The organism is Saccharopolyspora soli (assembly GCF_022678645.1).
Taxonomy (GTDB): domain Bacteria; phylum Actinomycetota; class Actinomycetes; order Mycobacteriales; family Pseudonocardiaceae; genus Saccharopolyspora; species Saccharopolyspora soli.
Genome location: NZ_JALBWV010000106.1, coordinates 1 through 19,536, shown reverse-complemented (window position 1 = coordinate 19,536; position 19,536 = coordinate 1). Strand labels below are relative to the sequence as shown.

Sequence of the window (19,536 nt, the reverse complement as noted above, 5' to 3'; positions counted from 1 at the left end):
GGCGGGCCCCCCCCCCCCCCCCCCCCTTGGCTTTGGCCCGGCGGGGGGGGGGCCCCCCCGGGGGGGGGGGCGGGGGGGGCCCCCCCCCCCGGGGGGGGGGGGGGGGGGCGGGGGGGGGGCCCCCCCCCCCCCCCCCGAAGCGCTTGCGGTGCGCGAATCACCTCGCGCCGCTGCGTGTTCCGAGGAGTCGCCTCGCGAGGACATCGAAAGGCTTGTAAGAGAGTGCGCGGAGTGGCTTCCGTTGCGGTGCGGGTCGCGGTACCCCTGCGGGAGTCGGCAAAAGCCGTCCGGGCGGCGATCTTGGTGATGGCATCGGGTCGGTACCAACCGGCTGGCTGATAGCGGCCCGATGCCGTCACAGGTGAGGTGACCGTACGGCCCCTCGTGCGGCTGCCGTTCAGGCTGCGGAGCGTTCGGCGACCGGTCGGCGACGCAGGCTCACGGTCGTCACGGCCGGTGGTGCGTAGGTCACCTCGTTGGGACCGGAGTCAGTACCGGGCGGCGCGATCTCGTCGATCCGGTCGAGGATCTCGTCGTCCAGGGTGACGTCGGCACTGGCCAGCAGGTCGTCCAGCTGTTCCATGGTGCGCGGCCCGATGATCGCCGAAGTGACGCCGGGGTGCGCGATCGCGAACGCCATCGCGAGGTGGGTCATCGGCAGCCCGGCTTCCTCGGCGAGCGGGATGAGCTGTTCGACCACGTCGAGCTTGCGCTCGACGTCGAAGTGGTGCGGCATGAGGCTGAAGCGGTGGCCATCGGACTGCTTCCCCTTGCGGAACCGTCCGGTGAGCAGGCCCTGGCCCAGCGGGCTCCAGACCAGCGTGCCCATGCCGTAGCGCTGGCAGACCGGCAGCACCTCGCGTTCGATGCTCCGGTTGATGATCGAATACGGCGGTTGCTCGGTCCGGAATCGCTCGTGGCCACGACGCTCGGCGACCCACTGCGCTTCGACGATCTCCGAGGCGGGGAAGGACGACGTGCCGATCGCGCGCACCTTGCCGCTGTGAATCAGATCGGACAGGGCCGACAACGTCTCCTCTACATCGGCAGTGGGGTCGGGGCGGTGGATCTGGTACAGGTCGAGGTGGTCGGTCTCCAGGCGTCGCAGGGAGTTCTCGACCGCGGTGATGATCCAGCGCCGTGAATTTCCCCGGTGGTTGGGATCGTCGCTCATCGGTAGATGTGCCTTGCTGGCGAGCACGATGTTGTCGCGGCGGCCCTTGAGAGCCTTTCCGACGATCTCTTCGGATTCGCCGAGGGAATACGCGTCAGCGGTGTCGACGAAGTTGATCCCCGCGTCCAGCGCCCGGTGGATGATCCGGATCGAGTCGTCGTGGTCGGGGTTTCCCATGGCCCCGAACATCATGGCGCCCAGGCAGTACGGGCTGACCCGGATCCCAGTCCGGCCCAGCGTGCGGTACTTCATGTGTCTCCTCGTTGAACTGGTTTGGTGAGTGATCAACCAAACCCATGCGGTTCTGCTGATCCGCGGTCAGGGCCGCGACGGGAAGAATTCGGCCTGCTGTTACCGGCTCAGGTCTCTTCGGAAAGGGCGCGGGCGACGGCATCGTCCACGGTCACAGCCCTGATCGCCGATCATCTTCGAAGGGCAGGTCGCCATTCCCGATTCGAACCCGCTCCAGGCTGCGGTACTGCACACTTCTCCCCTTGGCGGCCCTTTGGCAATTGTCCCGGAATCCGCGGAATGCTCCGGTATCTCCATAAGAACAGCGCCGCCAACGCAGTGCTAGCAAGATAGTCTCGCTTGTTTGCACAATCCTCTTCGCTCAGAGGATTTTCATGGCAGCGCCGCGACGACTGCGCCCGCGCCGTCACGCATGCGCACCGCGTCGATGCTGGGTGGGACGCCGAATTGGCGGCGGTATTCCCGGCTGAACTGGGAGAGGTTGTCGTATCCGACGCGCTGGCTGACGCTGGTGATGTCGCGTGGCCGGTTCGCCAGCAGCAACCTGGCCGCCTGCAGTCGGATGTGCTTCTGGAACTGGATCGGGGTCATCGCGGTCACCGCCTGGAAGTTCCGGTGGAAGGCGGAAACGCTCATCCCCGAAAGCCGTGCCACTTCCTCGACCCGGAAGGGCTTGGTGTAGTTGTCCCGGATCCACCCCACGGCACGTCTGATGTGGTTCAGGCTGCTGTCGGCCAGGCCGAGTTGGCGCACGACGTCACCTTGTTCCCCGGTGATCAATCGCCAGAGGATTTCGCGCTTGAACAACGGGGCCAGCGCCTTCCGGTCCCGTGGCTGGTCGAGCAGGCGCAGCAGCCGCACGACAGCGTCGAGCAACTCGTCCGGGGCGTCACTGACCGCGATCCCCGGTCCTGGGGTTCCGGGAACCCACGGCAGGTCACCCGGCCCGGCTTCCAGCAGCAGCTCGGCGATAGCGGCTGGGTCCAACGTCATCCCGAAACCGAGCGATGCCTCGCTCGGCACCGTGTCGACGAAATGACCGGTCAGCGGGAGATCGATCGACGCCACCAGGTACTGGCCAGCGCCGTATTCGAAGACGCGGTCACCCAGCGCCAGCCGCTTGTCACCCTGGGCGATGATCGCCAGCACCGTGCCGGACATCGCAGTCTCCGGCGCGACGGCGTGGTCGGCCCCGCAGATCCGGACGCCGTCGATGGCGGTAGTCCCGTCGGGGCGCACATGGCGTTCCAGCAGTTCGCGAAGGCTGTCCAAAGACATGTCACAATTCCAGCACACCCTCCCGCTGACCGTCGGTAGCGAGAGGAATGTGCAAGAACTCGCGAGCTTCGTGAAAGCGTCGCCGAGCTAGAGCTTGGTCCAGGCTTCGGTCAGGACTGCGCGGAGGATCTGCTCGACTTCGTCGAAGTGCTCCTGGGTGCAGATCAGCGGTGGGGACAGCTGGATCACCGGTTCGGCCCGGTCGTCGGCCCGGCAGTACAGCCCGGCCTCGAACAGTGCGGGCGAGACGTACCCGCGCAGCACCCGCTGCGCGTCGGCCGCGGTGAAGGTCTCCTTGGTCGCCTTGTCCTTGACGAGCTCGACGCCGTAGAAGTACCCGGCTCCCCGGACATCCCCGACGATCGGCAGGTCGAGCAGTTTCTCCAGCGTGGCACGGAAATTCGCCTCGTTGGCGCGGACCCGGCCGTAGAGGTCCTCGGCGGCCATCAGATCCAGGTTGGCCAGCGCGACCGCGCAGGCCACCGGATGTCCGCCGTAGGTCGAACCGTGCGTGAAGCTGCTGCCGTCGACCAGGAACGGCTGCATCAACCGCTCGTCGGCGATCATCGCACCCAACGGGGCGTACCCCGAGGTCAGTCCTTTCGCGACGGTGATGATGTCCGGCTGGTAGCCGTACCGGTCGGCGCCGAAGTCGTGGCCGAGTCGGCCGAAGGCGCAGATCACCTCGTCGGAGACCAGCAGCACGTCGTGGGCGGTGCAGATCTCCCGGACCCGCTGCCAGTAGCCGGGCGGTGGTGGGAAGCATCCGCCGGTGTTCTGCAACGGCTCCAGGAACACCGCGGCCACGGTGTCGGGGCCCTCCCGTTCGATCGCGCGGGCGATCTCGTCGGCCGCCCAGGCACCGAAGCGCTCGTAGTCGTCGGCGAAGACCGGCGCGCGGTAGAAGTTGGTGTTGGGCACCTTGATCGCGCTGGGCACCAGCGGCTCGAAGTCCTGCTTGGCGCCTGGGATCCCGGTGATGGACAGCGCGCCCTGCGAGGTGCCGTGGTAGGCGAACGACCGGCTGATCACCTTGTGCTTGTTGGGTTTCCCGGTCTTCTTGAAGTACTGCTTGGCGAGCTTCCAGGCGGTCTCCACCGCTTCGCCGCCACCGCCGGTGAAGAACACCCGGTTGAGGTCGCCGGGCGCCCGGGTGGCGATCCGCTCGGCGAGTTCGACGGCGCTGGGATGCGCGTGCGACCACAGCGGGAAGTAGCCGAGTTGCTTGGTCTGGCGTGCTGCCGCTGCGGCGAGTTCGTCGCGCCCGTGCCCGACCTGGACGGCGAACAGCCCGGCCAGGCCGTCGAAGTAGCGCTTGCCGTGCTCGTCGTAGACGTACGGTCCTTCGCCGCGCACGATCACCGGGATCTCGCTGTGGGCGTAGCCGCTGTGGTCGGCGAAGTGCAACCAGAGGTGGTCGCGGGCCCGGTCGCTGAGCGTCCGGACGTGGCTTGCGGCGGGCTTCTCCGTCGCGGTCATGAGCAACCTCGCGTCAATCGACTGTGTGCTGAATCCATTGTATTGGAGATACTTGACAACGGAAAGCGTAGAAAAATCAGAGATTGACAATTGATCTAGTTGTTCTTCATGACCCAGTGCGTAGTCTCGCGTCTGCGCAGGTGCACCGCGTAGTACGCCGCGGCGAGCACCACCACCGCCGCGGTGAGCAGCAGGTCCACCATGCTCTGGTTCGCCAGCGCCAGAACGATCGCCGCGGCGGTCACCAGTGCGGGCACCGGCCACAGCGGCATCCGCCAGGCTTCCTGTCCGGTCGATCGCCGAACGCGCAGCGCGGCTATCGCGATCAGCAGGTACAGCACGGCGACGACCACGCCGGTCAGACCGATGAGCGCCTCGATATCGACCAGTCCGGCCAGCACGGCACCGGGAACGCCGACCACCAGCGTCGACACCCACGGCGACTTCCAGCGCGGGTGCAGCCGGGACAGCGCCCGGTTCACCGGAGCGGGCCATGCCTGGTCGCGGGCCGATGCGTAGATCACCCGAGCGTTCTGCAGGACCATGACGATCACCGCGTTGAGGATCGCGGCGGCGACCGCGAGACTCACGAACGTCGACAGCACCGGTCCGCCCCAGGACTCGACGATCGCCGGGAAGTCGGCGGTGGCCAGGTCGGTGTCGGTCGGTGCGCCCAGCACGATCGCCGCCGTCGGCAGCACGGTGATCACCACTGCCGCCAGCAGCGACCACAACACCGTGCGGGCGACGTTGCGCCGAGGATCGCGCAACTCCTCCGAGAGGTACACCGCGCTGCCGAAGCCCTGGAAGGTGAAGATCCCGACGGCCAGTCCGGTCAGCAGCACGGCCAGCGTGAACGGCGCGGAACCTCCCGCGCTGTCCGGGATCGTCGGCGCGACCAGGGTGCTCAGCGGGCGGTTGACGTGGGCGAAGCCGAATACCGCCACCAACGCGGCGGCCATGATTTCGATGCCCAGGAAGATGCCGGTCACCAGCGCGTTCGAGCGCACGTCCAGCACTGCGGTGACAGTGGCGAGCAGCATCACGACGGCGCCGGTGGCGGGGGTGTTGAGCTCCACCAGCGAACTCAGGTAGTCCGCGGTGCCCAGGGCGATCACCGGCGGCACCACCACGATCATCGCCAGGCTCATCACGAAGGTGACCCATCCGGCGCCGCGGCCGAGCACGCGGGCGACGATCGAGTACTCGCCACCGGCGTGCGGGAATCGGGTGCCGAGTTCGCTGTAGCAGAAGGCGACGCCGAGCGACACCAGCGCGGCCAGCGCGAGGGTCAGCACCACGCCGGTGCCCTGGGTCTGCACCAGCGGCGGCACCACGATGAACAGCGAGGATGCCGGGGTGACGCACGAGAGGGTCAGCAGGACGCCGCCGAAGATGGTCAGCACTCGGGGCAGGCGCTCGGGTTCGGTTCTGGCGGCAGGAGGCGACGCGGCCTCGTTTGTCCGGGACATGAGGGGCCTCGTTCGTGGAGGGGATTCGGTGTGGCACGCCGTGGCGCGTGGCGTCCCATTGAAAGCAGTGCACAGCGGTCCGTCAAGACGTCCCGTCAACGAAAAGAGCATTTAACACGCACGCTTGCAATCGAAAGCGTTGGAAGTCAGCATGTTTGCAACTGAATCTGTTGTCGATGGACTAGTGGAAGAGGTGCCGCGTGGCCGGGCGAGTGTTCGAAAACTTCATCGACGGACGTCGGATACCGGCAGTCGACGGCCGGACGCTGGAGGTCGTCGACCCGGCGACCGGTGTGGCCTACGCCGCTCAGGTGTTGTCCGGGAAGTCCGATGTGGACAATGCGATGTCGGCTGCCAGCAAGGCTTTCCAGGGCTGGCGACGGACCACTCCGGCGCAGCGGCAGACGGCTCTGACGCGCATCGCCGACGCCATCGAGGCGCGCGCGGCCGAGGTGGTGGGCGTGGAGTGCGAGAACACCGGCAAGCCGGTCGCGCTGACGCACTCCGAAGAGCTGACGATGGTGCTGGACCACCTGCGGTTCTTCGCCGGTGCGGCCCGAGTGCTGGAGGGCCGCGCCGCCGCCGAGTACATGGCCGGGCACACCTCGTTCATCCGCCGCGAGCCGCTGGGTGTCTGCGCCCAGGTGACGCCGTGGAACTACCCGCTGCTGATGGCGATCTGGAAGATCGCGCCCGCGCTCGCGGCGGGCAACACCGTGGTGCTCAAACCCTCCGAGACCACGCCCGCGAGCACCGTGTTGCTTGCCGAGATCGCCGCCGAGCACCTGCCTGCCGGGGTGTTCAACGTGGTGACCGGCGACCGGGACACCGGGCGATTGCTCATCGACCACCCGGTGCCGCAGATGGCTTCGATCACCGGGTCGGTGCGCGCCGGTGTCGAGGTGGCCGAATCGGCCGCGCACGACCTCAAGCGCGTGCACCTGGAACTCGGCGGCAAGGCGCCGGTCGTGGTCTTCGACGACGCCGACGTCGCATCGGCTGCCGAGGGCATCGCCACCGCGGGCTTCTTCAACGCGGGGCAGGACTGCACGGCGGCCACCCGTGTGCTGGTGCAGGACGACCTGCACGACGAGTTCGTCGCGGCGCTGGCGGAACAGGCGCGCAACACCCGGACCGGCCCGCCCAGCGACACCGACGTCCGCTACGGGCCGCTGAACAGCGCCGCCCAACTGGAGAAGGTGGCCGGTTTCATCGACCGGCTGCCCGCCCACGCGACCGTCCACTGTGGTGGGTCGCGGGTCGGGGAGCGCGGTTACTTCTACGCCCCCACGGTCGTTTCCGGACTCCGCCAAGACGACGAGATCGTGCAGGACGAGGTGTTCGGTCCGGTGATCACGGTGCAGCGCTTCACCGACGAGGAAGACGCGTACGCCAAAGCCAACGGTGTTCGCTACGGCCTGGCGTCGTCGGTGTGGACGGCGGACCACGGGCGGGCCATGCGCGCGAGCACCGAACTGGACTTCGGCACGGTCTGGATCAACACCCACATCCCGCTGGTCGCGGAGATGCCGCACGGCGGCTTCAAGCACTCGGGCTACGGCAAGGACCTATCCATGTACGGCCTGGAGGACTACACCCGCATCAAACACGTCATGACCAACCTGGGCTGATTTCTGAAATTCCAGGCTGAGAACCCGCGGCGGTGCCAGTGCCGTAGGTGGGCTAAGCGGCTGCGCCGCTCGCGGCAGCTCGGGCAGTCCCAGCGTCGGGCGTCGCGGTGGCTGTCGGGCTCGCGGAGTGGGCGGTTTCACGGGAAATCGGCAACTCTGCTACCCGCATCCGCACGCAGCTCAAGTTCAAGGACGGACTCTTGCGGCTGCGTGTCGGGTGGTGCGGCCGTGATCCTTGGCCCCGGGTCTCCGAGACGGCTAGTGGGCGCCCCAGGCGTAGGTCTGCTTGCGGAGTTTGAGGTAGACGAAGGTTTCGGTGGCGGTGACCGCTTCGAGGCTGCGGATGCGGCGGTTGATCACTTCCAGCAGTTGGTCGTCGTCCCGGCACACCACCTCGACGATCAGGTCGAACGAGCCTGCCGTGATCACCACGTACTCGATCTCCGAGAGCTCCGCGAGCTGGTCGGCGACCCGCTGCACGTCACCGGCGACCTTGATGCCGATCATCGCCTGGCGCAGGAAGCCAAGCTGCAGCGGATCGGTGACCGCGACGATCTGCACCATGCCGGAGTCCAGCAGCCGCTGCACGCGCTGGCGCACCGCGGCTTCGGACAGCCCGACGGCCTTGCCGATCGCGGCGTAGGAGCGGCGGCCGTCCTGCTGCAACTGCTCGATGATCCGCTTGGACAGGTCGTCCACGGCCGCGGGCGGTTTCGCGGTGCCGATCGGGGTGTCCTGGTCTTGGGACTTGCGTGTCACAGCGACGTATCGTTGCCGCTGGACGTCGCGGTTGCAAGGCGGATCAGTTCGGCGCGTCGGCCAGTTCCGGGGCCAGCGTCGACCTCGCCGCCGGACACCTTCGGCCGCTGGCCGCGAGCGGCAGCTCCTCGGGAAGGAGCCCTCGATCGGCCGATTCAGCTGCGCGAACAAGGCCAACCCAAGTTGCTCGTTCCGCCTGGCGAATCGGATCACTCGGGCTGATCCCCGAGGTATGGTGAACCGGGGGCGATCGCACACACACCATGTGCTACGCGCGCGGGAGTTGGAGTCGCGATGAGTGACGATGACGTGTTCGGCCGTCGTTGGGTGCTCGCCGAGGACGAGCTGCTGAGGATGCTCTGGCGGAGCCACGCCGGGGAGAACCCGGACGTCCTGGTGCTGGAACTGCACGCGAACCGCTGCGAGGACCAGCGCAATCCGAGGCCGTTCGGCGGGCGGTTGCCCCGGGCGACGCGGCATCCGCGGCGGAACCGGCATCGCGTCGTGCGCTGATCTCCCGGTTCGCCACCTGAGGGACCCGGCGGCCGATACGGTGGGCGCGTTGATCGCCACCGCATGGGAGACCGACCCAGATGAGTTCGTTCTTCGCCGGTACCCGCACCCTCGGTGCCGGTTTCGGCATCATCCTGCGCAATCCGAAGCTGCTGCTCCTCGGTGCGCTGCCCGCGCTGATCAGCGCCGTGCTGCTGCTCGGCGGCCTCGGCACGCTGCTCTACTTCAGCGGTGACCTGGTCACCTGGATGACGCCGTTCGCCGACGGTTGGGGCGACTTCGCCCGCCAAGCACTGCGCATCCTGCTGGGTGTGGCGCTGGTCGGTGCGGTCGCGATGCTGTGCTCGGTGTCGTTCATCGCCATCACGCTGCTCATCGGCGGCCCGTTCTACGAGTACATCGCGGAAAAGGCGGAGCAGCAGCTGGGACTGGACGCCTCCGACGACGGTGCCGGGTTGCTGCGGCAGGTCGGCCGCGGCCTGCGGGATTCGCTGAAGCTGCTCGGCATCGTGCTGATCGGTGCGATCGTGCTGTTCTGCATCGGGTTCATCCCGGTGGTCGGGCAGATCGCGGCGCTGGTGCTGGGCGCGTTGTTCGGGGCGTGGGTGGTCAGCCTGGAAATGGTCGGCTTGGTGTTCCAGCGGCGCGGCCTGAAGCTCGGCGACCGGCACCGAACGCTGCGGAAGCACCGGGCGGTGGTGTTCGGCTTCGGACTGCCGACCTACCTGCTGTGCCTGATCCCGATCGCGCAACTGGTGGTGATCCCGTCCGCGGTGGTCGGTGGCACACTGCTGGCGCACCGCGTGCTCGGGCCGGTTCCCCGGCAAGGCGGCGTCGCGCCGCGATGACAGACCCGCACGGCCGCTTCGAAGGCAGGTTCCGATACCTGCATCGCGACGCAAAACGCGCTTAAAGAACAGGCCCTAGAGTCAGGGTGTGACGGAGCACGTTGAGCCAGTACAGCCGGACGCTTCCTACCTGCGCGCCGTGGCCGCCGCGACCGAACGGGCGGTGGACACAGCCGAGCCCATTCGGTCCGACTTCACGGGTGCCGACAAGGCGCTGTGCGCCGAGGTCGAGCGGTGGGTGGATGGGCACGCCGAGGACCTCGTCGCGCTGAGCCGGGACTTGCACGCGCAGCCGGAGGAAGCGTTCGCCGAGCATCGGTCCGTCGCACGGGCGGCCGACCTCGTGCGGTGCCACGGGTACGACGTCGAGGTCGGTGTCGGCGGGCTGGACACCGCGTTGCGCGTTGGCGTTGGTGGCGGTGGTCCGCACGTCGCGGTGCTGGCGGAGTACGACGCGTTGCCGGGGATCGGGCACGGTTGCGGGCACAACATCATCTGTTCGGCGGCGGTCGGCGGGTTCCTCGCCGCGGCCACCGCGGTGACCATTACCGGTGGCCGGGTGAGCCTGTTCGGCACCCCGGCCGAAGAGGGCGGCGGCGGCAAGGAACACCTCGCCAGAGCAGGGCTTTTCGACGATGTCGACGTGGTCGTGATGCTGCACCCGTTTTCCCACGACATCGCCACCCACCCGTTCCTGGGGCGGCGTCAGGTCGAGGTGGTCTTCCACGGCGTGGCCGCGCACGCCGCCGCGCAGCCGTTCATGGGTCGCAACGCCCTCGATGCGGTCGTGGCGACGTACCAGGGCGTTGCGGCGATGCGGCAGCACATGCCCTCGACGGACCGGGTGCACGGGATCATCACCGACGGTGGCAAGCGGCCCAACGTCGTGCCCGACCGCGCCGCGGCGTTGTTCTACGTGCGTTCCGCCGAGCCTGGCTCGTTGCAGGACCTGGCCGCCCGGATCGAGGCGATCGCGCGGGGCGCGGCGTCGATGACGGGCTGCGGGGTCGAGCTGACCTGGGACGACAACCCTGCCTACCTGCCGATCCGGCACAACGACGCGCTCGCGGCCCGCTGGGCGCAGCACCAGGCCCGGCGCGGCCGGACCGCCCTGCCGCGCGGCGTGGTGCCGGAGTACCTGACGGGCTCAACGGACCTCGGCAACCTCAGCTACCGGCTCCCGGCCATCCACCCGATGATCGGCCTCGGTGAGCCGAGCTTGTCCCTGCACACCGAGGAATTCGCCGCCGCGGCTGGCTCTCCCGCCGGGGACCGGGCGGTCCTCGACGGTGCGGTCGGGCTCGCCCTGACCACAGTGGACTACCTCGCCGATGCCGACCTCCGGGACGCGGTGCGGGCCGAGTTCGAAGCCGCTGGCGGCCCCCTGGACGTGGCCACCTACTTCGACTGACCCACCAGCGGACACCGGAACGAGGTGAGGGGCACCCGTGACCAAGTTACTGGGTCACGGGTGCCCCTCACCCCTCATCACGGTTGAGCGCTCACGAGTAGGCTGGATCGAGGTCTGTCGTCGAGCCTCGGGTGTCTACTGTGGACGATTTAGTGCGGGAGTGGACCGCGCAGCTGCTCGATTCGGGCAACCTCGCCGCGCTGATCGCCGGTGTGCTCTCGTTGGTCTTGGTGCTCAGCCGCAACACCTGGCTGTTGCTGCGCAACGTGGTGACGATCGCGCACGAGGGCGGCCACGCGGTGGTCGCGTTGCTCAGCGGCCGCAAGCTCAACGGCATCCGCCTGCACTCCGATACCTCCGGGCTGACCGTCTCGACCGGCAAGGCGACCGGGCCCGGCATGGTGTTCACCCTGGTCGCCGGGTATCCGGCGGTGTCGCTGCTCGGGCTCGGCGGCGCGTGGCTGGTGACCGTCGACCTCGCCCGCGTGATGCTGTGGGCGTGCATCGCGCTGCTCGTCGCGATGCTGCTGGCCATCCGCAACGCCTACGGGGTGCTGTCGATCCTGGTGACCGGTGGCGCGCTCTTCGCGGTGTCCTGGTTCGCGACTCCGGCCTGGCAGGCGCTGTGCTGCGCGCTGTTCAGCTGGTTCCTGCTCTTCGGCGGCCTGCGGCCGGTCGCCGAGCTGCGCCACAAGCGGGCCAGGGGCCGCGCGGCGAACTCCGATGCGGACCAGCTCGCCCGGCTGACCGGGCTGCCAGCCGGGACGTGGCTGGCGTGCTGGTTCCTGATCGGGATCGTCGCGCTCGTGTTCGGGGCCCGCTGGTTGCTGCTGATGCCACAGGTGTGAGCCGTTGGCTCCTCTCTCGCTTGGCAGCGAGGTGTTGGTTGCGTCAGCAGCGATTTTCCAGCAGCATCGCGGCGTGACGAGTGCTTCCAGCGCCCTTGGTGGCGAGTACCAGCTGGCCGTGGATCTGACGGTCAGCCGAGTCGGTTTCGGTGCGATGCAGTTGGCGGGGCCGGGGGTGTTCGGCCCGCCGCGCGACCGCGAGCGGTCGATCCAGGTGCTGCGGCGTGCCGTGGAACTGGGCATCAACCACATCGACACCTGCGACTACTACGGGCCGTGGGTGGTCAACGAGTTGATCGCGGAGGCGCTGCACCCCTACGGGGACGACCTGGTGCTGGTCACCAAGATCGGCGCCTACCGCGACCACCAGGGCGGATGGCTGCCGCTGGGGCATCCGGACGCGCTGCGCGCGCAGGTGCACGACAACCTGCGCCGCCTCCGGCTCGAAACGCTGGATCTGGTCTACCTGCGGTACCTCGGCGACCAGCCGGGCATCACGCTGGCCGACCAGCTCGGGGCGCTGATCGAGCTCCGCGAGCAGGGGTTGCTGCGCAACATCGGGCTGTCCAATGTGTCCACCGAGCAGTTCGAGGAGGCGCAGCGGCACACCCGCATCGCTGCCGTGCAGAACCTCTACAACGTGGTGAACCGCACGTCGGCGGAACTGCTCGGCAAGACCGCGGCAGCCGGTGCCGCATTCGTCCCGTTCTTCCCGCTGGGCTCCGGATTCGCCGACAGCCGCGCCCGCGAGGACGGCGTGCTGCGTGCGGTAGCCGAGCGGCGCGGCGCCACGCAGACCCAGGTGTCGCTGGCCTGGCTGCTGCGGCGGTCGCCGAACATCCTGCTGATCCCCGGCACCTCGTCGGTGGCGCACCTCCAGGAGAACACCGCCGCTGGCAGCCTGGAGCTCACCGCCGACGACGTCGCCGAACTCGACGCCCTGGTCGCCGACGGCGAAACGCTCGAAGCGGCGCACTGACGCGCCGGCACGTCAAGGGCGAGGTGCCAGTTTTGTGCCGTACGGTGGTCTCGATCGATACCGACGATCGCGGCCGGGTTACGTCGAACAAGCCCGGCTGGTGTCACCCAGTAGTCTGGTCAACACGTACCGGTACGAGAGGTGAGGCGACCGTGACCGAACAGGCGATGTGGGTGCCCGACAACGTCGACGAGGAGACCCCCAGCGCGGCTCGGCTCTACGATTATCTGCTCGGCGGGGCGCACAACTTCGCCGCCGATCGGGCGCTGGCGGAGAAGTTCCTCACCGCGTTGCCCAGCGCCCGCGACGTCGCCCGGCTCAACCGCTCGTTCCTGCGCCGCGCCGTGGTCTTCATGGGGCAGCAGGGCGTCCGCCAGTTCCTGGACATCGGTTCGGGCATCCCGACGGTCGGCAACGTGCACCAGATCGCCCAGGACGCCGACTCGCAGGCGCGCGTGGTGTACGTGGACTACGAGTCGGTCGCAGTCGCGCACAGCCAACTGCTGTTGCAGGGCAACGACAACGCCACCATCGTCCAGGCCGACATGCGCGAACCCGAGGCGATACTGAAGGCTGCGGAGACCAGGCGGCTGTTGGACTTCAGCGAACCGATCGGCCTGATCATGGCCGGTGTCTTCCACTTCGTGCCGCCCGAGGCGGACGCCCCGGCGATCGTCGCCCGCTACCGGGACGCGCTGGCCCCCGGCAGCTACCTGGCGTTGTCGCACTTCACCGCGGACATCAGCCCGGACGAGATGGCCGGTGTGACCGAGGTCATGAAGCGCAGCGCGGACCCCATCTACACCCGGACGCACGCCGAGATCACCGAGTTGTTCACCGGCTTCGATCTGGTTTCCCCAGGTGTGGTGGGCACCGCGATGTGGCGGCCGGAGCGGCCCGAACAGGCCGCCGACGAGCCCGGCGGTTCCCAGATCTACGCGGGGGTGGGGCGCAAGAGATGAGGCGTTCACGGGGGGCGTGGCGCTGATTTTCGGTGGTGCTAGGAAGGTGCACTGGGGCGAATCACCGCGGACGTCGACGGACGGTTGAGATGAGCGAGGGAACTGGGAACGCCCCGCAGGGGACGCCGGAGGTGCTGGTCCGGCAGCGGTACGGCATCGACTGGCGGGTCGAGGTGGCGGCCCGCTGGGCGGCGGAGCTCAGCACCGCCTCGTACATCCCGCTGGCCAGGGAGACCGTCGAGCAAGCCCTGCTGGAACTCGTCGGCCGCATCGTCGAGGCGCTGGACGATCCGTCGACTGTGGACGATGTGGGACGAGTGGTCGGCACTCGGCTGGTGGACATCCACGCCACCGGGGAGGACAGCCTGCCGCGGAGCCTGGACCTGCTGCGCGACGCGTTGGTCGAACAGCACGGCAACGACGCGGTGCGCCGCATCCTGGCCCTGATCACCGCGATCGCGGCTGGCTACGCCGCGGCAGACCGGGAGAGCACTTTCATCCAGCAGGAGACGCTGAAGAAGGCGTTGCTGCGCTCGAAGCTGAAGGCCGACCGGGAGCTGGCGGCCAGCGAGGCGAGGTTTGGCGAGGTGTTCACGACAACTCCGATCGGCGTCGCGATCTGCGATCTGGCCGGGAAATTCGTGCAGGTGAACCCGGCGTGGGAAGACACCCTCGGATACCAGGCGCACGACCTGGCGTCCATGACCATCCACGACCTGTTCCACCCCGAGGACGCGGAATACCTGGCCGCCGCTTACGCCGAACTGGCCGAGGGCGGCAGCTCGAAGCGGCTCAGCGAACGCAAACGACTGCTGCGCGCCAACGGTGAAGAAGCCTGGGCCTACCTCGCGGTGTCGGTGCTGCGGGGCTCCGACGGCGCACCTCGCAACTTCGTCACCATGGTCGAGGACATCACCGAGCTGCACCTGCTGCAAGAACGCTTCCAGTACCAGGCGCTGCACGACGCCCTGACCGGGTTGCCGAACCGGCAGTTCTTCCACACCAGGTTGGAAGCGGCGCTGGCCAACCTGCCCGCGGACGCCCGGCTGGCGCTCTACCACCTCGGGCTGGACGGCTTCGAGCTGATCAACGACGGCCTCGGCTACGAGGTCGGCGACCGGGTGATCAAGGAGGTGGCCCGGCGGCTGGAGCGGCTGGTCGAGGGCGAAGAGGCGATCGTCGCCCGCTTCGGCGGCACCGAGTTCGCGATCCTGGTCTGGGAGCAGGAGAAGACCCCGCCGGTGCCGAAGTTGACCGAGCTGATCAACGAGCTGCTCGCCGAGCCGGTCTACATCAGCGAACAGGGCATCGCGGCGTCCGCCAGCGTCGGCGTGGTGCAGCGGATGGCGGCCGACGCCGAGGCGGCGAACATGCTGTGGGCCGCCGACGTCGCGTTGCGCCGCGCGGAGGCGGCGGGCAAGCGGCAGTGGGCGTTGTTCGACCCGGACACCGCGCCGGAGGAGCGGATCGAGTCCAAGCTGGCCGCGGTGATGCCCGGCGGCCTGGAAATGGGCGAGTTCGACGTGGTCTACCGGCCGCTGACGTTCATCGATGGCGGCAAGCTGATCGCCCTGGAAGCCGGACTCCGTTGGGAGACCAGCGGATACGGCACCCTCGAACACGAGTACTGCCTGCGCCTGGCGGAGCGTTCCGGCGTCACGCTGTCGTTGCGGGACTGGATGCTGGAAACCGCGTGGCAGCAGCTGTGCGAGTGGCACGCCGCCGGACATCGGGTGCAGCTGTCCGTGTCGCTGAGCCCGAACCAGGGGCAGGACCCCGATCTGGCCGCGGTGATCCACCGGATGCTCGCCGCCGGTGATGTCGATCCGACCTGGCTGCGGCTGTGCCTGCCGGTGGCCGCGATCAGCGGCGACAACGAGGAGACCCGCGACAACCTCCGCTACCTCAACAGCCGCGGCATCAAGACGTCGCTGCACGGCTTCCAAGGTTCCCCGGAGGAACTGCGCCTGCTGCGGGACCTTCCGGTCGACGCCGTGCGGGTGGCCGACGAACTGGTCGAACTCGTGCGCACCGCGGATTCCGAGGACGCGCCGGAGGTGCAGGCGATCCGCGGGATGGTCCCGCTGGTCCGGGCCTGCGGCGCGCGGCTGTGGGCGGGCCGCATCGACACCGAGGACCAGGCCCGCAGCTGGCGCGCAATGGGTTGCGAAGTGGGCACCGGAGCGCTGTTCGGCGACCCGCTGCTGTCCTTCGACGTCCCGGACTTCCTCAGCGGAACAGACCTGTCCTAGCCGGGCTTTCGGTGTCGGCGCGCGACGAGGACCGGCCCCGTCAGGGTTCCTGGCGGGGCCGGTCCTCGTTGGTGTCAAGTCAGTTCTGGTAGACCGGTTGGGTTTGCGGGTTGAACTCCTCGTAGCGGACCTTCTTGGCCGGGTCCGTCCGCTTGTCGCGGATGTCCAGCACGTCCAAGCCCTCCTGGATGCCGGAGGAGTAGATGTAGCCGTTGTAGTAGTACGCCGACCAGGAACCCGCCAGCTGCAACTTCGCCGGGTCGAACGCGGTGCGCTCGAAGTAGGCGATCTCCTGCGGCTGGGCGGAATCGGTGAACTCCCACACCGACACGCCACCCTGGTACCAAGCCTGCACCATGATGTCGCGGCCCTCGACCGGGATCAGCGAACCGTTGTGCGCCACGCAGTTCTCGGTGTCGGCCTGGGGGCGGGGGATCTTGAAGTAGCTGCGGAACTCCAGCTTCGCGTCCGCACCGGAGCCGACGATGTCGTAGATGCCGTCCGCACCGCGGGTCGGCCCGGTCGCCTCGTTGCAGGTCGGCGCGGAGCCACCGCCGAGCTCGTCGGTGAAGATCACCTTGGTGCCCGCGTTGTTGAACGTGGCCGAGTGCCAGAACGCGAAGTTCTGGTCGTCGCGGACCTGGTTGATCACCCGCGGCTTCTCCCGGTCGGAGATGTCGAACAGCACGCCGTCACCCATGCAGGCACCGGCGGCCAGGTCCTTCTCCGGGAACACCGTGATGTCGTGGCAGCCCGTGGTGGCGCTGGTCGTCGGCGTTCCGGGGTTGCCGCCGTCCGGGAACAGCACCGGCGCGTCAACCAGCACCGGCTCGGCCGGGTTGTCCAGCGGCACCTTGATGATCGAGATCTTGTCGTGCGGCGGCTGGCACTTCGGGAACTCCGCCCGCGGACCGTAGGAGGAGATGTAGAGGTACACCGCCTGACCGGCCTTGTCCGGCACCAGGGTGTGGGTGTGCGAACCGCAGTCGGTGGCGATCGCCGACACGTAGCGCGGCTTGGCCGGATCGCTGACGTCGAAGACCTTCATGCCCTCCCAGCCGTTGGGGTCCGCGGCGTCGGTCTGCTCGCTGGTGCACGTGTTGTTCGTGCGCGGGTAGTCGGTGGAGACGAACAGCAGGTTGCCCGAGATCGACACGTCGCCCTGGCCACCGGGGCAGAGCACCTGCGTGACGATCTGCGGCTTCTTCGGGTTGGCGATGTCGTAGACCACGAGACCGTCGTAGTTGCCGACGAACGCGTAGTTCTGCTTGAACGCGATGTCCGTGCCGTACGCCTCAAGCGTGTTGAACGGCGGCTGCTTCGGCAGGTTCGCGGCCTGCTCGATGTTGTCGCTCTTGATGATCTCGCTCGACGGGGCGGCGACGGTCTGCGCGGAGTATTCCTCCGGGCGATCGTTCGGCGGGGTCGCCGCGGATGCCGGTGCGAGGGTCAAGCCGAGGGCTAGCACGCCGACTGCGGCCCCTGCGGCGCGCCATCGACCCCTGGAACTCGGTTTCAAGACCATCCACCCCCATGCTGGGCTGAAGTGCTGCCCTGGGTTAGGGCAGTTGCAATCAGCGGTACCGAAGCACCGCCGAAGATCAGTATCGTGATGTCCGGTTGCCACCCCAATAGGCCGCCTGGGCGCTTTTGCCTGGGTAGAAGGAGGATCGAGATGCGTCGGTTCCCCACCGGAGTCGCGTTGCTGCTGGCAGCGGGCGTGCTCGGCGGATGCGCCGCCGAGCAGGCGTCGCCGACGGTGGTGTTGCCGGGTGGGCCGGGAGACGAGCCGCAGGTGGTGGCCAGCGTCGCGCCGCAGGCGAGCCCGTCGGTCGACGTCGAGGCCGACTACCTGCGCATGATGATCGCGCACCACCAGCAAGCCGTGCAGCTGACCGCGCTTTCGCCGGAACGCGCCGCGAACGCCAAGGTCCGCGCGCTGTCCGAGCGCATCGGCGCGGCCCAGGGCCCGGAGATCAGCGCCATGCAGGGTTGGTTGGCCAGCCGGAGCCTCGACGAACACGGTGGGCACGGCGGGCACGATCACGCGAGCATGCCGGGCATGGCGACGCCGGAACAGCTCGCCCAGCTCGCGAACTCCCGAGGTGCCGACTTCGACCGCCTCTTCCTCCAGCTGATGATCGCCCACCACGAGGGCGCGCTCACCATGGCCACCGATTTCCTCACCAAGGGCCGCGACGAACAGGTCCACGAGATGGCCCAGGACGTCCTGGTCACCCAGCAGGACGAGATCAACACCATGCGAGCACTGCAGACCGAAGTGGGCTGAACCTTGTCAAACGCGGGACCCCTCCCGGCTCCGGCCGGTAGGAAGTGACCATGCGGAAAGACGTGCGGCTCGGCGCCGCGGCTCTCGTCCTGTGCAGCCTCGCCGGTTGTGGCGCTCCGGGGGAGCCACCGGCCAGCCCGCCTTCGCCGAGCGCCCCGGCGCCGCCACCCACCCCGGAGCAGGTGGAGTGGCTGAACGAGTTCTGCGACGCGACCAGGGTTTTCACCGCACCCCCGGAGCCGCTGCCGGACCTGCGCGACGAGTTCGTCTCGATGGACCTGTCGTCGTACCTGAGCTCGGTTGACACCGCGCTGGACGAGGTGGGGTACACCACCCTGACCCCGGAGGCGTTCCCGCGCGGGGCGGAGCTGATCGACTCCTACTCGAAGGCGGCCGAGCGGCTGGGCGCCAAGGTGGACGGGTACGCGAGTCAGTACGACGCCTCCGAGGAGGCGTTGCGCGGGTTCGTCGGCGAGACCTCCGCCGCGCTCAAGACGCTCAAGCCGGAGGGGCTTGACCTGGCTGCGCTGATTGCCGCGGACGGCACCGTCGCCCAGGCGCACGAGAAGGCCGAGAACTGCCACCTCCCGGAGGATCAGGGCACGCCCTCGGCCGCGCCGGTCGCCCTGCCAACGGCCGGGGACGGCGAAAACCTCGCCGCCTGCGCGGACGGGGCGTGCGAGGTGCTGGTGTCCCCCTCGGCCGTGGTCGCAGCGCCCCAGCAGCACGGGTTCACCCTGATGCGGGTGCGCAGCATCACCGGCGGCGTGATGGAGATCGGTGCGAAGTTCGAAGGCGGGTCGATAACGTCGCCGCTGGCCACCGGGCAGTCCACGATCATGAACGGTATCGAGGTGAAAGCCGTGGCTGTGGGAGACGGGAGAGCGGTCCTGAGCCTCTCGCCCGCGTGACACCGAACTCGTCCGCGCAGCCGTGCTCAAGCAGACCTCGAAAAGATCACGCTTCGAGGGCTGTTCGGACGGACGAGATCAACACCATGCGAGCGCTGCAGATCGAGGTGGGCTGAGCCTCACCACTGGACCGGCAGGGCGCGCAGGCCGCGGATGAAGACGCCGGTCTTCCAATCGAGTTCACCGGTCGCGAGCTCCAGCCGCGGAAAGCGCTGGAGGAGGCCGACTTCGTGCGTCACTGGTCATCGGGTGAAGCGTCCAGCCTTGACGGGCATGGATGAACGCCTGCCACCGACGGCGATCAGCGCTGAGGTATCGGGCACCGGATTCCGCTCCTCCCGCGAAGGACGCACCAACAACGGTCGTGGGGGGTTTTTGTTTGTGTGGCGGCCCACCACCCACAACACCCCCCCCCCCCCCCCCCCCATCACGGGGGGCGGACAGCACGCGCCCGGCAAGGTTAGAAAAAATAAGCTT

Annotated in this window: 16 protein-coding genes; 10 read left to right on the top strand and 6 right to left on the bottom strand. The window is 68.4% G+C overall.

Annotated features, from left to right (window positions below; all coding sequences use genetic code 11):
- Positions 1-397: 397 nt before the first annotated feature.
- From MOQ72_RS41580 to MOQ72_RS41565, 4 genes are all read right to left on the bottom strand, one after another.
- A complete protein-coding gene (locus MOQ72_RS41580) occupies positions 398-1,426 on the bottom strand; it encodes an aldo/keto reductase (protein WP_242191492.1) in 1,029 nt (342 codons plus the stop codon).
- Positions 1,427-1,798: 372 nt separating this feature from the next.
- Positions 1,799-2,704, bottom strand: coding sequence for an AraC family transcriptional regulator (locus MOQ72_RS41575; RefSeq protein ID WP_242191491.1), 906 nt, complete (start codon positions 2,702-2,704; stop codon positions 1,799-1,801).
- A gap of 87 nt (positions 2,705-2,791) precedes the next feature.
- Positions 2,792-4,183 (bottom strand): aspartate aminotransferase family protein, encoded by a 1,392-nt coding sequence (locus MOQ72_RS41570; RefSeq protein WP_242191490.1) that lies wholly within the window; start codon positions 4,181-4,183, stop codon positions 2,792-2,794.
- Between the two features lie 95 nt (positions 4,184-4,278).
- Positions 4,279-5,655, bottom strand: coding sequence for an APC family permease (locus MOQ72_RS41565; RefSeq protein WP_242191489.1), 1,377 nt, complete (start codon positions 5,653-5,655; stop codon positions 4,279-4,281).
- Positions 5,656-5,867: 212 nt separating this feature from the next.
- Here MOQ72_RS41565 and MOQ72_RS41560 point away from each other — a divergent pair, with 212 nt between their 5' ends.
- A complete protein-coding gene (locus MOQ72_RS41560) occupies positions 5,868-7,286 on the top strand; it encodes a gamma-aminobutyraldehyde dehydrogenase (protein WP_242191495.1) in 1,419 nt (472 codons plus the stop codon).
- Between the two features lie 258 nt (positions 7,287-7,544).
- Here the strand turns inward: MOQ72_RS41560 and MOQ72_RS41555 are convergent, their stop codons facing one another.
- Positions 7,545-8,045, bottom strand: coding sequence for an Lrp/AsnC family transcriptional regulator (locus MOQ72_RS41555; RefSeq protein ID WP_308198064.1), 501 nt, complete (start codon positions 8,043-8,045; stop codon positions 7,545-7,547).
- A gap of 294 nt (positions 8,046-8,339) precedes the next feature.
- Here MOQ72_RS41555 and MOQ72_RS41550 point away from each other — a divergent pair, with 294 nt between their 5' ends.
- The 7 genes from MOQ72_RS41550 to MOQ72_RS41520 all read left to right on the top strand — a co-directional run bounded on the left by MOQ72_RS41550 (position 8,340) and on the right by MOQ72_RS41520 (position 15,858).
- Positions 8,340-8,558, top strand: coding sequence for a hypothetical protein (locus MOQ72_RS41550; protein WP_242191488.1), 219 nt, complete (start codon positions 8,340-8,342; stop codon positions 8,556-8,558).
- Positions 8,559-8,638: 80 nt separating this feature from the next.
- Complete coding sequence (locus tag MOQ72_RS41545; protein WP_242191487.1) at positions 8,639-9,406, top strand: EI24 domain-containing protein; 768 nt, start codon at positions 8,639-8,641, stop codon at positions 9,404-9,406.
- Positions 9,407-9,494: 88 nt separating this feature from the next.
- Positions 9,495-10,817: a M20 family metallopeptidase gene (locus MOQ72_RS41540; RefSeq protein ID WP_242191486.1), complete on the top strand. Its 1,323-nt coding sequence runs from the start codon at positions 9,495-9,497 to the stop codon at positions 10,815-10,817.
- Between the two features lie 140 nt (positions 10,818-10,957).
- On the top strand, positions 10,958-11,665 hold the full coding sequence (locus MOQ72_RS41535; RefSeq protein ID WP_242191485.1) for a M50 family metallopeptidase: 708 nt from the start codon (positions 10,958-10,960) through the stop codon (positions 11,663-11,665).
- 73 nt (positions 11,666-11,738) lie between these two features.
- Positions 11,739-12,644, top strand: coding sequence for an oxidoreductase (locus MOQ72_RS41530; RefSeq protein WP_308198063.1), 906 nt, complete (start codon positions 11,739-11,741; stop codon positions 12,642-12,644).
- A gap of 152 nt (positions 12,645-12,796) precedes the next feature.
- Entirely contained in the window at positions 12,797-13,606 is an 810-nt protein-coding gene (locus tag MOQ72_RS41525; protein ID WP_242191484.1) for an SAM-dependent methyltransferase, read from the top strand.
- A gap of 89 nt (positions 13,607-13,695) precedes the next feature.
- On the top strand, positions 13,696-15,858 hold the full coding sequence (locus MOQ72_RS41520; RefSeq protein WP_242191483.1) for a putative bifunctional diguanylate cyclase/phosphodiesterase: 2,163 nt from the start codon (positions 13,696-13,698) through the stop codon (positions 15,856-15,858).
- Between the two features lie 79 nt (positions 15,859-15,937).
- On the opposite strand, the gene MOQ72_RS41515 is transcribed toward MOQ72_RS41520, so the two are convergent.
- On the bottom strand, positions 15,938-17,383 hold the full coding sequence (locus MOQ72_RS41515; protein ID WP_242191482.1) for an LVIVD repeat-containing protein: 1,446 nt from the start codon (positions 17,381-17,383) through the stop codon (positions 15,938-15,940).
- A 150-nt stretch (positions 17,384-17,533) separates the two neighbouring features.
- On the opposite strand from MOQ72_RS41515, the gene MOQ72_RS41510 reads away from it, so the two are divergent.
- Positions 17,534-18,148: a DUF305 domain-containing protein gene (locus tag MOQ72_RS41510; protein WP_242191481.1), complete on the top strand. Its 615-nt coding sequence runs from the start codon at positions 17,534-17,536 to the stop codon at positions 18,146-18,148.
- A 50-nt stretch (positions 18,149-18,198) separates the two neighbouring features.
- A complete protein-coding gene (locus MOQ72_RS41505; RefSeq protein ID WP_242191480.1) occupies positions 18,199-19,059 on the top strand; it encodes a hypothetical protein in 861 nt (286 codons plus the stop codon).
- Positions 19,060-19,536 lie beyond the last annotated feature (477 nt).